The following is a 14,641-nucleotide window of genomic DNA, read 5'->3' as shown; positions in this document are numbered from 1 at the left end:
TGGGGTGTGGGTTCGAGTCACCAGCGGTGCAGGCATTCGGCACAGGTCCAGATGTCGTTGGTGACGATGCAGCCGCGCGGATCGCGCCACGGCAGGATTTCGCTGTAACTGCGAACAGCCAGTTCGCCGAACATCGCACGCTGGGTGCGCTGCGCACCGCAACTCGGGCACTTCGGATGCTGGGAGAACCGGAAGTCGAGCAGGCTGGTGTGGCCGTCCTCGTCCATGCGACGTTTGCATCTGGTGCACAGCACACCGGGCCAGTCGGCGGGCAGGTCGGGCCGCCAGTAGTCATCCGGTATCGGCCCGTAGTAATAGCTCGGTACGCGCTCGGTCCTGACCAGGACCTGCGGCGCTTCCCGCGGCGGCACACCGACGGTGTGGATGTGGAAATTCGTCTCCGCATCGTCGCGTGCGAGGTCGAGGAGGTTGTCACAGCCGGTGCACAGGCCGTCCGAGCGCAGCAGGATGCGGGCCTGCACCACCGTCGAGTGCCCGAACAGGGTGGCGTGGTCGTGCCGGTACTCGCACTCCAGCAACGTGGATTCCATCCGCTGCGCGGCGTCGCCGGTCAGCTGCCAGCTTTCCCTCGGGTCCTCGTCGAGGCCCAGGACCATCGTCAGCGTGGCGAGGTCCACCAGCCCCGGGCCGCGGAAGGGCCACGCGATCACCGCCAGATCGGGGCGCCCGTCGACGCCGAGCCTGCCCACCGAGGTCAGCACCGACGCGGGTTCGGTGTTGAGGACCATGGCGACGGGTTCCCCGGCCCGGGCCTCACCGAAGCCGTAACGCCAGGGGCAGAACGGGTAGCGGGAGTCCAGCAGTGAGATCACCGCCGCCTTCCAGTCCGTGCTCTCGACGATATGCAGCCGCTCAGTAGTTTGCTCCACGTCATCATTATCCCAGTTGGCACCGACACTTTCGGAGTCTCCTGGCTTCGCTGCCGGGAATCGGACCTGCCGTTTCAGGGCCACTTCGTCGGCGGGCTACGCCATAATGCGGGCCATTGGTCTGGCTGGATCGACGGTGGGGGTCATGGGTACGGACGCGCAGGATCCGCTACTGCTGGGGCAGCGAGTCGTGGCCATCCTGGAGCAGGGGTTGCGCACCGCGACCTACAAGCTGGCGACGTTGATGGCGTTGATCGAGCACTGCATCGAGAACCTGCCCGAGATGCCCGATGATGCTCTGACGGTACCGATTCCGGAGTTGGCACACCGGGTGCTGGAGATCTACTGGCAGCAGGTCCGGCCGTTCGACGGGCATGAGTTGCGCCAGTCCACTCAGCCCCGGGCGCGGATCCTCAGCGCGGTGACCAAGCTGCGCGACGCCGCGGCGGCCGGCGGGAGAAACTGTTCGGTCGACATCGCCCGGATGCGGGCGCCGGAGGTGTACCGGCAGGCCATCGAAGAGATCACCATGTGTCTGGCACAGCAGCCGTTGCACCGTCTGCAGAAGCTGCCCAGCGCGGCTGCCGGGGATCCGTTTCTGTACGACGACTCGTTCCTGCACGATCAGATCTCGCGATCGGCGTTGCGTGCGCACGGGGACAGCATCGAGTTGAAACCCGGCGTCGCACACGGGCTGGCGCGGCTGGCGGGTCTGTTGAAACCCGCGCTGGAGATCATGTGGGTCGAAGATGTGCGGCGGATGAACAAGTTCCTCGACGCCGAGGTGCCCGACGTCGCCGGGCATCTGTTCGGCCGGGAACGCACAGCACTGGCGGTGGTGCGAGAACCGTTCAAGGAAGCGTTCGGCCCGCACTGCTTCTACTGCGGCACACACCTGCCGGCGAACAATCCCATCGATCACGTACTGCCCTGGTCACTGGTCGGCATCGATGGGTTGGCCAACCTGGTGTTGGCCTGCGCCCGGTGCAACGGGGACAAGAGCGGTGCGCTGCCCGCGGTGTCGATCATGGACAACGTGCTGGAGCGAGACCACGCGGTGCTCGAGCAGATCGCGTCCGAAATCCAGTGGCCGACCCAGCGTGCGCGGGTGGTGGCAGCCGCGCGGGGCATCTACCGCGGACAACCCGAAGGTGTTCCGACTTGGTCGGGGTACAAGCGCAGTGAGCGTCTGGATATCAGCTTTCTGCCGCGGTGGGAGTAAGGTGCCCCGCTGCCGCTACCAACTACCTTCAGCTACCGGCGGGTCCCGTCGCCATGTCGTTTAGACGATCACCAAATCCGATCTAGAGGACTGGTCGCATCGGCAGCTTCGCCAGCACAACCGTCCGACATTGATGGCGGTGGCAGGTGTCGCCGCTCTGGCCAACATCGGAAGGCTTGAGATGGAGGGGGCGGAGCGGCACAGTATCGGCGCCACTTGAGCATTCCGGTGCTGCGCCGAATTCTTACGTCATGGAGCAAACGCGAGCTCAACAAAAATTGTGTCGAATCTTTGAGACAACTCGAAGATGCGCGTCTACCATTTCTCACTGAGTACCGGAGTAGCGGTAGCGCCGTGGCCAGCATCGGATAGCGCACGGCCCCAGTGTTCTTGCGGTTTCAAATTTCTACCCGCGAACGCGGTGAGTAGCAGGGGAACAAGGGGTTGCGGTGAGGTTGTTACATTTCGCAGATCTACATCTGGACACCCACTTTCGGTGGGCTGAACCGCGTTACGCAGAAAGTCGTCGCCTAGCACTGCGGCATACCCTCGAGAAGATTTGCCAGCTGGGCGCTGAGCGCCAAGTGGATGCGTTGACTTGTGGCGGAGACCTCTATGAGCACGACCGGTTCACACCTGACACGAAGGAATTCCTACGAGACAGCTTCGCCGAGCTCGCTCCGATACCGGTCTTCATTGCTCCGGGCAACCATGACTGGTTCGGACCACCAAAGCATCTACCGCCAAGTGGACTGGTCGGACAATGTCCATGTCTTCAGTACCCCTGAACTCGAACCCGTTCCGCTGGCGGATGGGATCACCCTCTGGGGCGCGGCGCATTGCGCACCTGCGAACACCCCTGGGTTCCTAGAGAACTTCCGAGTGGACCGAGAGGGGATACACATCGGACTTTTCCACGGTTCGGCTCAGGGAGATCTACCCTTTCAACAAGACGGGAAAGTGCCCCACGCACCATTCACCGCCGACCAGATTCCCGGTTCAGGGTTGCACCATGCCCTGGTAGGCCACTTTCATAAGCCGGTCGATGCCGAACATCACACCTATCCCGGTAATCCGGACCCATTGAATTTCGGCGAAGATTGGCAGGGCTCAACGGTACTCGTTGAGATCGCAGAAGATGGGTCCGTCTCTCGCGAAAGGGTGACCGTGGCGACGTCAGAGGTCAGCGACGTTCGTGTGAACGTGACCGGCGCTACCCACAAGACTCAAATACTGCAGAGAATCGCCGATGAAGTATCAGAATTTCGTGGTGCCGTTCGCGTTACGCTCGAAGGAGAGATAGAACCCACCGTCGATTTCCGCCTGAACGACACGGAGTGGTCACCACCAGCTCATCTCACAGCTCATCTCGACGCCTTGGTGGTGCAGTTCGGCAAGGTATCCTTCGCCCCGTCATACGACATCGAACGTGTCAAGCAGGAGCAGACTGTTCGAGGTCAGTTCGTCCGTGACGTGATCGAGTCCGATTCACTTTCTGAAGATCAACGCCACTGGGTGTTGCGCGCCGGACTCCGAGCGCTCGATGAGGGAATCGACGAGATGGAGATTTTATAATGCGGATTCGTTCTGTAACAGCACACGCATTCGGACCGCTCCGCGATGAAACCCTCGAGTTCGGCGAGGGAATGACGGTCGTTGTCGGGAATAACGAAAGCGGAAAATCCTCCTGGCATGGAGCGATCTTTGCCGCGATTTGCGGTTTGCCTCGACGAAAAGGACCGCCGACGACGTCCGACCGACAGTTTGCGGATCGGCACAAGCCGTGGGGCCATGACCAGTGGCTGGTCACCACACAGCTTCACCTTGACGACGGCCGACTGATCGAAATGCGTCAGGACCTTGCCAACAAGGTCGACTGCCATGCGTTTGACCTCAAGATGGGGCGCGATGTCTCTGCCGAAATCATGAACGACGGGACACCCGACGCCTCGCTATGGCTAGGCCTCGACCGATCGACCTTCGTTGCGACAGCCTGCATCAATCAAGGTCAGGTGATGCGTGTCGTCAAAGACGCCAACGCACTCCAAGACCACCTACAACGTGCAGCGGCCACTGCGGGTAGTTCCGGAAGTGCAGCGAAAGCAATCGAACGCCTTGATATTTTTGCCCGCTGTCGTCTGCCATGAGGATGGGACCAGTGTGACCTGATTTTTGCCAGGGTGATGGGACCACCTGGATTGCCAGTTATGGGACCACCGGCGCGTCGCGTCGGTGGTCTTTTCGTTTGTTCGTTCGATCGGTCGTGACGGCTCAAGTCACGGAGGTCGGCGGGCATGGCTTTTCGGGAGGTCAGTGTGAATGAGATCAGAGAAGTGTTACGGGTGTGGCTGGGGGTCGCGGGGTTGCCGGCGCCGGGCTATCGCACGATCGCCGCGCATTGCGGCCTGGACCGCAAGACGGTGCGGCGCTATGTCGAGGCCGCCCAGGGGGCCGGTCTGCGCCGCGACGCTGATCCCAGCGCGATTGATGACGGCCTGATCGGGTTGGTCGCCGAAGCGGTGCGTCCGGTGCGCCCTGATGGCCACGGGGCGGCGTGGGAGCAGCTTTTGGGGTTCGAGGATCAGATCACTGCCTGGGTGGCTGGCACGGCAGAGCAGCGGCCGTTGACGGTGACCAAGATCCACACCCTGCTGGGTCGGCAGGGCTGTGTGGTGCCGTACCGGACATTGCATCGATTCGCCAGCCAGCGTTGCGGTTTCGGCCGCAAGGACCTCACAGTACGGGTCGCCGATGGTGATCCCGGGGTGGAGTGCCAGATCGATTTTGGCTATTTGGGGATGCTCACCGACCCCGCCGACGGGCGGCGCCGCAAGGTGCATGCCCTGATCTTCACCGCGGTGTACTCCCGACACATGTTCGTGTGGCTGTCCTACTCGCAGACCCTGGCCGCGGTGATCGCCGGATGCGAGGCGGCGTGGGAGTTCTTCGGGGGCGTGTTCGCGGTGCTGATCCCCGACAATCTCAAACCGGTGATCGCCGCCGCCGATGCGGTCAACCCGCAGTTCAGCCAGGGCTGGCTGGACTACGCCGGCCATGCCGGGTTCCTGACCGACCCGGCGAGGGTGGCCTCGCCGAAAGACAAGCCGCGCGTGGAACGCGCCGTGCATTACGTGCGCCGAAACTTCTGGGACGGTGAAACATTCACCAGCCTTGAGCAAGCGCAGCAGGCCGCCGTGCGGTGGTGTCGTGACACGGCGGGCACCCGCACCCACGGCACCACCTGCGCACAGCCGGGGCAGGTGTTCACCGCCGAGGAACAACCGAAGCTGCTGCCGGCGCCGGAGGTCTATGACGTGCCGGTGTTCAAGACGGTCAAGGTGCACCGCGATTTCCACGCCGAGGTCGGCAAGGCGCTGTACTCGCTGCCCGAGTGCTGGATAGGACAGCGCTTGGACGTGCGCGCCGACACCGAGCTCGTGAAGTTCTACCACCGCGGCGTGCTGGTCAAGGTTCACCCCCGCCAGCGGCCCGGTGGGCGCAGTACCGACCCCACCGATCTGCCCGAACACAAGACCGGCTACGCCCTGCGGGATGTGGCGGCGTTGATCGCCACCTGCGCCTCCCACGGCCCCCACGTGGGGATCTACGCCGAACGCATCCTCGATGACCGGCTGCCCTGGACCCGGATGCGCACGGTCTACCGCCTGCTGGGCCTGGTACGGCGCTACGGCGCAGCGCGGGTCGAACAAGCCTGCTCGCTATCGCTGGATCTCGATGTCGTCTCGGTGAACAAGATCGCCTCCATGCTGGAGCGCGCCACCGAGACCAGCGCCCCGGCACTGCCACAGGCAGTCGGCCACACCGCGACCCGGTTTGTCCGCGATCCATCCGAATTCAACTCCACCCCAACATCATTGACCGCCGTACCCGGTACCGATCCCGAGGAGACCCGCTGACATGACCACCACCCACCGTGGCGCCACCGACCCTATCGGCGCTGATCTGCTCAGACTGCTCAAGGCCCTCAAACTCGGAGCGATGGCCGACACCCCGCCCGAACGCGCCGCCCTGGCCCGCCAACACAAACTCAGCCACATCGGCTTTCTCGAAACACTGCTCGCCGACGAGGTCTCCAGACGCGAATCCCGCTCCGCCGCACTACGAGCGGCCAAAGCCGGGCTCGACCCCACCATGCGGTTCGACACCTGGACCGCACATGAAGACCTGCGCTATGATCGCACCCTGCTCGGCGATCTGACCTCACTGCGGTTCCTCGACGCCGGCCAGTCCGCCATCGTCCTCGGACCCGTTGGTGTTGGCAAAACTCATCTGGCAACAGCATTGGGGCACATGGCTATTCGTCGCCGCCACACCGTCGTGTTCGGCCGCGCCGACAAACTGTTCACCCGGCTACGCGCCGCCCGGCTCGACCACACCGTCGAAGCCGAGATCCGCCGACTGGCCGCCGTCGACGTCCTCATCATCGACGACTTCGCGCTACGACCCCTCGACGCCACCGAAACCAGCGACTTCTACGAAATCGTCGTCGAACGCCACCGCACCAAGACCACCATCGTGACGTCGAACCGCGAGCCCGCCGAATGGCTGACCATGACCGCCGACACCCTGCTCGCCCAATCAGCCATTGACCGGCTGACCTCCGCGGCCCACACCCTGGTCATCGAGGGACCGTCCTACCGACAACGCACCCGACCCCAGCTTGACCCCGGCCCCGACGACGAGCATCCTCAGTAACGCGCCACGGTGGTCCCATCCCCTTGGCAATCAGGTGGTCCCATCACCCTGGCAAGCGACACCCGCGAACGGATTGGGAGCGACCGGCGCAATTCGACCAAGCCACTTCGCAAAGCGATCACCCGTGTGGAAGAAGCAAAGCAAGCGCTGGTGGAGGCCAAGGAAGCTCATGCAGCCTATCTGGCTGAAGTTGACCAGGTCAATCACTTACGGCTCGACGCGGCAGAAGCCGGCCGAAAACTGAAACTGTATGAGGCTGCGCGCGCCAGGGATGAGGCGAATGAACTGCAGCGCAGGGAAGCACGTGCCCGAGCGCTTGACAGCAAACTCGGCGGCACAGAACCACCGTCAGTTTTGGCAGACGATGATCTCGCCAACCTGGTCGCCGATGCGTTGGCGCAGTGGCGGTCCCAACCTCCTATCGCTCCACCATCACCACAGCAACGAACAAGTAGGCAAATTCGAGAAGAGCTCGATGCACTACCCGCCGTACCTGAGGGCGACATTGAACCCCACGACAGCGTGATGCAAGCTGCCGCTGCATTCGATCAGGCTCTGATACAACTCGAATCCCACGCCCGGATGAAACCGACGGCCAGCTCCACGGTCTCGCCACTCCCGGTCACCGACCAAGAACTCTACGAATTGATCCAATCTCTGGACAAGGCGGTGCCTGCGGTCCCACCGGACTTGTTCCAAAGGGTGAAAGATGCGGAAGAAGCCGCGGCGCAGGCACAACGCCGCGACCGACTATCGATTGGATCAATTGGTATTGGGGTAGCGCTTGCCGTGGTCGGCTTAGCGCTGCTGGTAACCGTACACGTCGTGGCCGGTGTCCTAGTCACACTTTCTGGGGCCGCGTTCGGCCTCTATGGTCTCACCCAGCGTCGCAGGGTGCCCACAGAAGTAGCAACCAGGCAACTCACCGAGGCGCGGACAGCCCTCCGCTCGGCAGAGCAGCGGGCTGAAGAGGCCATCGAAGAACATGAGCGTGCGGATGCTCGGTGCGCCGAACTCGGTATCGCGGCGGAGTCCGGTTCATTGCGTAATCTCCTGGATGCGCGCCTCAAGATTCAGGAATTCCGGCGAAACCAGGCCCATTGGGAGCAACGACGGGATGACCTACAAGTCACGCTGGACGATGCAGCCTCAGCGCTTGCCCGTGCATTGGCCGACCGAGGATATCTTTCCGTACCGCCGAACCATGACGGTTTGCGCCTTGCCGTCGACAGTTATCACCGGGACTGCCGGGAACGAGCAGCGCGCTCGAGAGAGGCCGCTCGCCGCAATCACCTCCTCCGAGAATTGCAGGTGGTGGAGAAAGCTGAACAGAGAGTTGCCGCGGACCAACTACGCCGAGATCAAGCGTCCCGAGAGGTGACCGCGGCTGCCGAGCTATGCGGTCTGGTTGCCGACGATGCTGAGTCAGCCGTCGAAGCTCTCGAGAAATGGCTCCAAGAGCGTTCCAATCGATTGGCCGACCTCACCAATAGACAGAAGGACTGGGCCACACTCCAAGAACTTCTTGACGGCCAGTCACTTGCTGACTTGGAAGCTGCCTGCCTCCGCGCGATCGCTCGCGCAAATGAACTCTGCGATGAGGTCGAATCCGACGCGCCGGAGTCCATCGAGGAGTCGGTTGCCCACGAACACCTACCCCGGCTTCGTGAGGACGCCGCCGCCGCTGAGGCGATGGTGGCGAGGAAAACAGGTGAGTTAGCACAATTCGAGAAGCAGATCACCAGCGTGGCGGAGGCGGAGGAAGCGCTTTGCCACGCCGAGGTCGACTTGATGCGCATTCGTGAACTGAAAGACACTCTCGACCGGACCAGAGATTTCCTTCGAAACGCCCAAGATCGGATACACCGCGACATCACACCAGTACTGGTCCAGACCTTGAATCATTGGCTGCCGAAAGTCACCGACGGACGGTACACGGACGCCATCGTTGATCCAGCGTCCCTGAAGGTGCAGGTGCGCGGCGAATCCGGCCCATGGCGAGCGGCTGAACTGCTCTCCCATGGGACCGCCGAACAAATCTACCTTTTGTTGCGAATCGCACTCGCCGATCACGTAACCCGAGGACACGACACGTGCCCACTTCTTCTCGATGACGTGACAGTCCATACCGACGCGGAACGCACCAGCGCCATACTCAACCTGCTTCTCGAAATCACAACTGACCGCCAGGTCATCCTCTTCACTCAAGAACAGGAAGTTGCACGCTGGGCGCAGCACAAACTCACCGGACCGCACCATAAGTTGCACACTTTGCGCCAGGTAGAACTCGTTTAGATCACTGCAGTGATCGGATTCTGAAACGATGCGCTGCAGGCCGATGTCGCCGTTGCGTAGCCCGGTGCGCCGGGCTCCGGCCGGATCGCCGTCGCGCAGCGACTCCAGTTCGAGGCCCATGGTCATCAGACGCCGAACACCGACCCTGACCTACTCCCCCACCCGTTCCCCGGTGTCCGGATGGAACAGGTGCACCACACCGTCGGTCCGCTTCCGCAGCCGCACGGTGTCGGCCAGTTTGGCCGGCACCCGGTCCAGACACCGCGCCACCAGGTCCACTCCGCTGCCGGTGTGCGTGTACAGATACGCCTCACTCCCCAGATCCTCGACCAGGTCGACCACCACCTCGACCCCGCCGGCATCGGACAGTTCGAGGTGCTCGGGCCGCAACCCGACGGTGACGGTGTCGAGTTTGGCCTCGTGCAGTGCGGTGAGCTGGGCGCGTTCGAGTTCCAGCACGGTGTCGCCGATCTGCACCCCTTCCGGCACCAGCTGCGCGTTGAACAGGTTCATCGCCGGTGACCCGATGAACCCGGCCACGAACGCGTTGGCCGGCCGGTGATACAGGTCCCCGGGCGACGCGAACTGCTGCAGCCGACCGTGTTTCAACACCGCCACCCGGTCCCCCATGGTCATCGCCTCGACCTGATCGTGGGTCACGTACACGGTGGTGGTGCCGAGCCGACGCTGCAGCGCGGCGATCTGGGTGCGGGTCTGCACCCGCAGTTTGGCATCGAGGTTCGACAGCGGTTCGTCCATGCAGAACACCTGCGGCTCCCGCACGATCGCCCGGCCCATCGCCACCCGTTGGCGCTGCCCACCGGACAGCTTGGCCGGCTTGCGGTCCAGGAACTCGGTGAGGTCGAGCAGTTTGGCGGCCTCCTCGACCTTGCGGCGCCGCTCGGAGGCCGCCACCCCGCGCAGTTTCAGCGCGAATCCCATGTTCTCCGCGACGGTCTTGTTCGGATACAGCGCGTAGTTCTGGAACACCATCGCGATGTCGCGGTCCTTCGACGGCACCCCGCGCATGTTGCGGCCACCGATCTCGATGTCGCCGTCGTCGATGTCCTCCAGCCCGGCCAGCATCCGCAGTGCGGTGCTCTTCCCCGACCCGGACGGCCCGACCAGCACCACGAACTCACCGTCCTCGATCTCGAGGTTGAGCGAGTTCACCGCGAACGTGTCGGACCCTTCGTAGATGCACGACGCGTTGCGGTAGGTGATTGTCGCCATGAGAACTCCCGTCGTCTCCGAGTTACTTGATCGCGCCGAAGGACAGCCCGCGCACCAGCTTGTTCTGCGCCAGCCAGCCGGCCAGGATCACCGGCAGCGCCGCCATCGTCGACGCCGCGCACAGCTTGGCCCAGTACAGCCCCTCCCCGGCGATGAAGCCGACCAGGAACACCGGCATGGTCTGGGCCTGCACCGCGGTCAGGTTGACCGCGAAGAAGAACTCGTTCCACGCGAAGATCACGCAGATCAGCGCGGTCGCCGCGATCCCGGGCGACACGATCGGCAGGATCACCTCCCGCATGGTGCGCCAGGTGCCCGCCCCGTCCAGGCTGGCGGCCTCCAGCAGTTCACCGGGCACCTCGAGGAAGAACGACCGCATCATCCACACCGCGATCGGCAGGTTCATCGCCGTGTAGAGGATGATCAGCGCCCAGATGTTGTCCAGCAGGCCGACATTGGACACGATCACATACAGCGGGATGATCGCCGCGACGATCGGCAGCATCTTGGTGCTCATGAAGAAGAACAGCGCGTCCTGGGTCTTGCGCACCGGCCGCAGCGACAACGCGAACGCCGCCGGCACCCCCAGCGCCAGCACCAGCAGGGTCGACACCACGGTGGCGAAGAGCGAGTTCAGCAGCGCGGTGCCGATGCCCTGGTCGAACACCGCGCGGAACTGGTCCAGCGTCGGCGCGAAGAACACCTTCGGGGTGGTGGTGTAGGCGTCCACCTCTTGTTTGAACGCGGTCAGCACCATCCAGAACACCGGGAAGAAGAACCCGATGGCCGCGATCCAGGCCACCACACCCCACGGGTCGAAGCTGCGCCGTTTGACCTTGGCGGCCTTCGACGGCTCGGTCGGGACGGGGGCGGTGGTGGTGACAGTGGCCGTGCTCATCAGGCCGCCTCCTCTTTACCGGTGAACGAGCGGAAGATCAGTCGCAACGCGAAGGTGGCGATGATGATCGTGAAGATGACGACGATGACGCCCATCGCCGCCGCCTGGCCGATGTCGAAGCCCAGGAACGCGCGCTGGTAGATGTAGAACGGCAGGTTCGAACTCGCGGTACCCGGCCCACCCTGGGTCATCATGTAGATCGGGTCGAACGTGTTGACCAGGTAGATGGCGCCCAGCACCGCGCCGAGTTCGATGAACCGGCGCAGATGCGGCAGGGTGAGCTCGCGGAACAGCTGGAACGTCCCGGCGCCGTCCACCCGGCCGGCTTCCAGGATGTCGCGCGGCATGGACTGCAGCCCGGCCAGGATCAGCAGCATCATGAACGGCGTCCACTGCCAGACCAGATTGATCATCACCGAGGTCAGCGGGAACCGGCTCACCCAGTCCACCTGGTGCACCCCGAACGGCGACAGCAGCCAGTTGACGATGCCGAACACCGGGTCGAGCATGGCGGTCTTCCACATCAGCGCCCCGGCCACCGGCGTCACCAGGAACGGGGTGATCAGCAGCGTCCGGACGATGCCGCGGCCCAGGAACACCCGGTCCAGCAGCAGCGCCAGCCCCAGCCCGAGCAGCACCGACACCAGCACGGTCACCACGATGATGAGCACCGAGTTCACCGCGACCTGCCAGAAGGTGCTGTCCTGCACCACATCCACGTAGTTCTGGAACCCGACGAACTCGCGCGACCCCGGCCGCACCAGGTTCCACGACAACGTGGAGAAGTACAGCGTGAACAGGAACGGGACCTGGGTGACGATGATCATGAAGATCAGCGCCGGCAGCAGCGGCCCGCGCCGTCGCCACCCTTCGGCCCGTGAGACCCCCTGCTGTTTGGCGTGTTTGATGCGGGCGACCCGGTCGGCCTCGGACCCGGTGAGGTGCTCTGACGCGCCGGGGGCGATGGCTGTCATGGCTTCTCCTGATACGTCTTGCCGACCACTTGTGCGTACTTCTGCGCCTGCGCGAGCGCGTCCTTGACGGATTTCTGCCCGGCGATCGCCGCGCTGATCTGTTGGCTGACCCGGGTGCCGAGGTCCTGGAACTCGGGGATCGCGAGGAACTGCACCCCGGTGTAGGGCACCGGCTGCACCGTCGGGTGTTGGGTGTCGGCGTTCTCCAGCGACTCGAGCGTCACCTGCCCGAACGCCTCGGAGGCCTGCTGGTATTCGGGAATCTGATAGGTGGACAACCGGTTCCCCGGCGGAACCCGCGCCCAGCCGAGTTCCTCACCGACCAGCCGGATGTAGTTCTTGTCGGTCATCCAGGAGATGAACTTCCACGCCGAGTCCTTGTTGTCGCTGCTGGCCGGGATGCCCAGCGCCCAGGTGTAGAGCCAGCCGGCGTCGGCTTTGACGACGGTCGGCGCCAGCGCGTAGCCGACCTTGCCGACCACGTTGCTCTGCGCCGGATCCTCCAGCACCGACACCGCAGAGGTGGCGTCGTACCACATGGCGGCGCGACCCTGCGCGAACTGGGTGGCGCACTCCCCGAATCCACTGGTGGCGGGGCCGGGTTCACCGTGGTCGCGCACCAGGTTCACATAGAAGCTGACGGCCTCTTCGACCTCGGGGCTGTCGAGTTGGGCGTTCCAGTCCATGTCGTACCAGCGGCCGCCGAAGGTGTTGATCACGGTGTCCAGCGGGGCGAGCACCTCACCCCAGCCCGGTTTGCCGCGCAGGCAGATGCCGGCCATGTCCGGGGTGTCGAGGGCAGCGGCGGCGTCGGCGACCTGCTGCCAGGTCGGGTTGTGCGGCATGTCGATTCCGGACTTCTCGAACAGGTCCTTGCGGTACATCAGGAACGACGATTCGCCGTAGAACGGCACCGCGTACATGTCGCCCTCGTACGACAGCGATTCGCGGATGCTGGGGATGAAGTCGTCCTCGTCGTAGCCGGGGGTCTGCCGGGCGTAGTCGGACAGGTTGACCAGCCAGCCGTCCGCGGCCCACTGCGGGGTCTCGTAGTTGCTGATCATCACCACGTCGAACTCGCCGCCGCCCATCGCCGTCGAGGCGGTGATCTTGGCCCGCGCCTGGTTCTCCGAGAGCGTGACGAACTTCAGCCGGATGTCGGGGTTGGCGGCCTCGAAGTGCGGCGCCAACCGCTGCGCGTCGGACATCTGCGAGTTCGACACCAGCGCGATCGTCACGGTGTTGCCCGACGAGCCCAGGGTTCCGGCCCCGGCACAGCCGGTCAGGGTCAGGCAGACCGCGGCGACGGCGGCCAGCACCGCCCGGATCGGTGTTCGCCTCACCTCGGCACCTCCTTGCGGTTGTCCAACAACCATCGGGCGCAATGCACGTCGCACACCAGGTAGCGGGCGAAGCCACCCCGCAGTGCGGCCAGCGCCGCTTCGTATTTGCCCGACCCGCCGGTCAGCAGGATCGTGGTCGGGCAGTCGCGGATGTCCTCCAAAGGCACCGACACCGCCCGCGGGGACAACTCGGTCTCCAGCACCACCCCGTCGGCGTCGAAGAACCGGCCGCCGATCTCCCCCACCGCGCCCTGGGCCTTGAGCCGGTCCAGCATGCCGGTGTCGAGGAAGCTGCCCTCGAACAGCGTGGTCGACGTCGAGACCGTGCCGACGCCGAACATCATCACCTCGGCGCTGCGCCCGGCCTCCAGCGCGCGTGAGATCAGCGAGTCGTTGTGCAGCGACGCCACCGTCGCCGGATCGGCGTACAACGGAGCCGGGAGCCGGATCACCTTGGCGTGCAGCCGTTCGGCGCATCGTCCCAGCACGTACTCGGTGCCGGTCTGGTAGTTGCCGGCGCTGATCGCGCCGTCGAGTTGCACCACCGCGCGGCAGCTTGCCGCCCCGGCCGGCAGCGCCTTGGCGACGGCCACCACCTCCGGGCCCCAGTTGAAACCGAGGCTGTCGGTGGGCCGGAGCCGACGAGTGAGCAGTCGCGCACCGGCACGGCCGACCGGCGCCCAGGTGGCCGGGTCGTCGAGCGGGCCGGCGTCGTCGAGGTTGCCGCCGACCACCACCGCCTCGATCAGCCCGAACGCCGCCTCGAGGTCCATCTCCTCGTCGGCGTACACGCTGTCGCGTTGATCCGGCGGCACCACCACCTCGATGCGCACCAGGCCCTTGGCCTTCGCGCGGGCGATGAGCCGGCCGGCGGTGGGTCTGGACACCCCCAACCGGGCGGCGACCTCGGCCTGGGTGAGGTTGTCGAGGTAGTACAGCGACGCGGCCCGCAGCGCCAGGCGCAGGTCCTCCGCGGCAGCCGGCGCCGAGGGCTCCGGGCTGTCCATCGTCGGACCGGACATCACAACCTCCACAAATGAGCAGATGCTCAGGGGTGCGTAAATCTGCTC

13 protein-coding genes are annotated in these 14,641 nt (G+C 64.5%); 7 read left to right on the top strand and 6 right to left on the bottom strand.

All coding sequences use genetic code 11. From position 1 onward, the window contains the following. Nucleotides 1-17: 17 nt before the first annotated feature. Nucleotides 18-890, bottom strand: coding sequence for an FmdB family zinc ribbon protein (locus CKW28_RS03875; protein ID WP_003923591.1), 873 nt, complete (start codon nucleotides 888-890; stop codon nucleotides 18-20). A 145-nt stretch (nucleotides 891-1,035) separates the two neighbouring features. Between CKW28_RS03875 and CKW28_RS03870 the strand changes: the two genes are divergently transcribed. The 7 genes from CKW28_RS03870 (at nucleotide 1,036) to CKW28_RS23505 (ending at nucleotide 9,123) form a co-directional block, all read left to right on the top strand. After that, a complete protein-coding gene (locus CKW28_RS03870) occupies nucleotides 1,036-2,112 on the top strand; it encodes an HNH endonuclease (RefSeq protein ID WP_003923592.1) in 1,077 nt (358 codons plus the stop codon). A 449-nt stretch (nucleotides 2,113-2,561) separates the two neighbouring features. Continuing rightward, a complete protein-coding gene (locus CKW28_RS24410; protein ID WP_197700613.1) occupies nucleotides 2,562-2,900 on the top strand; it encodes a metallophosphoesterase family protein in 339 nt (112 codons plus the stop codon). After that, entirely contained in the window at nucleotides 2,860-3,687 is an 828-nt protein-coding gene (locus CKW28_RS24020; protein WP_234785023.1) for a metallophosphoesterase family protein, read from the top strand. The genes CKW28_RS24410 and CKW28_RS24020 overlap by 41 nt, the downstream gene beginning before the upstream one ends. Further along, nucleotides 3,687-4,259, top strand: a complete 573-nt coding sequence (locus tag CKW28_RS03860; RefSeq protein WP_082764993.1) for an AAA family ATPase — start codon at nucleotides 3,687-3,689, stop codon at nucleotides 4,257-4,259. The genes CKW28_RS24020 and CKW28_RS03860 overlap by 1 nt, the downstream gene beginning before the upstream one ends. A gap of 147 nt (nucleotides 4,260-4,406) precedes the next feature. Next, complete coding sequence (gene istA, locus CKW28_RS03855) at nucleotides 4,407-6,029, top strand: IS21 family transposase (protein ID WP_095176420.1); 1,623 nt, start codon at nucleotides 4,407-4,409, stop codon at nucleotides 6,027-6,029. 1 nt (nucleotide 6,030) lies between these two features. Beyond that, nucleotides 6,031-6,828 (top strand): IS21-like element helper ATPase IstB, encoded by a 798-nt coding sequence (gene istB, locus CKW28_RS03850; protein WP_095176418.1) that lies wholly within the window; start codon nucleotides 6,031-6,033, stop codon nucleotides 6,826-6,828. A 9-nt stretch (nucleotides 6,829-6,837) separates the two neighbouring features. Further along, entirely contained in the window at nucleotides 6,838-9,123 is a 2,286-nt protein-coding gene (locus tag CKW28_RS23505) for an ATP-binding protein (RefSeq protein WP_131807462.1), read from the top strand. A 150-nt stretch (nucleotides 9,124-9,273) separates the two neighbouring features. Here the strand turns inward: CKW28_RS23505 and CKW28_RS03830 are convergent, their stop codons facing one another. From CKW28_RS03830 to CKW28_RS03810, 5 genes are read right to left on the bottom strand one after another with little or no spacing between them, the layout of a single operon-like run. After that, nucleotides 9,274-10,356: an ABC transporter ATP-binding protein gene (locus tag CKW28_RS03830; protein ID WP_003926371.1), complete on the bottom strand. Its 1,083-nt coding sequence runs from the start codon at nucleotides 10,354-10,356 to the stop codon at nucleotides 9,274-9,276. Nucleotides 10,357-10,378: 22 nt separating this feature from the next. Continuing rightward, on the bottom strand, nucleotides 10,379-11,254 hold the full coding sequence (locus CKW28_RS03825; protein WP_003926372.1) for a carbohydrate ABC transporter permease: 876 nt from the start codon (nucleotides 11,252-11,254) through the stop codon (nucleotides 10,379-10,381). After that, nucleotides 11,254-12,228: a carbohydrate ABC transporter permease gene (locus tag CKW28_RS03820; RefSeq protein WP_003926373.1), complete on the bottom strand. Its 975-nt coding sequence runs from the start codon at nucleotides 12,226-12,228 to the stop codon at nucleotides 11,254-11,256. Before CKW28_RS03820 ends, CKW28_RS03825 begins: the two co-directional genes overlap by 1 nt. Next, the gene (locus CKW28_RS03815) at nucleotides 12,225-13,571 is read right to left on the bottom strand and encodes an ABC transporter substrate-binding protein (RefSeq protein WP_234784992.1); all 1,347 of its coding nucleotides are present in this window, start codon (nucleotides 13,569-13,571) and stop codon (nucleotides 12,225-12,227) included. The genes CKW28_RS03820 and CKW28_RS03815 overlap by 4 nt, the downstream gene beginning before the upstream one ends. Next, nucleotides 13,568-14,593, bottom strand: coding sequence for a sugar-binding transcriptional regulator (locus CKW28_RS03810; protein ID WP_040547194.1), 1,026 nt, complete (start codon nucleotides 14,591-14,593; stop codon nucleotides 13,568-13,570). The genes CKW28_RS03815 and CKW28_RS03810 overlap by 4 nt, the downstream gene beginning before the upstream one ends. Nucleotides 14,594-14,641 lie beyond the last annotated feature (48 nt).

The sequence above is a fragment of the Mycolicibacterium thermoresistibile genome, assembly GCF_900187065.1.
Taxonomy (GTDB): Bacteria; Actinomycetota; Actinomycetes; order Mycobacteriales; family Mycobacteriaceae; genus Mycobacterium; species Mycobacterium thermoresistibile.
Note: the sequence above shows the minus strand (reverse complement) of the source record. Positions and strands in the feature narration are given on the sequence as shown.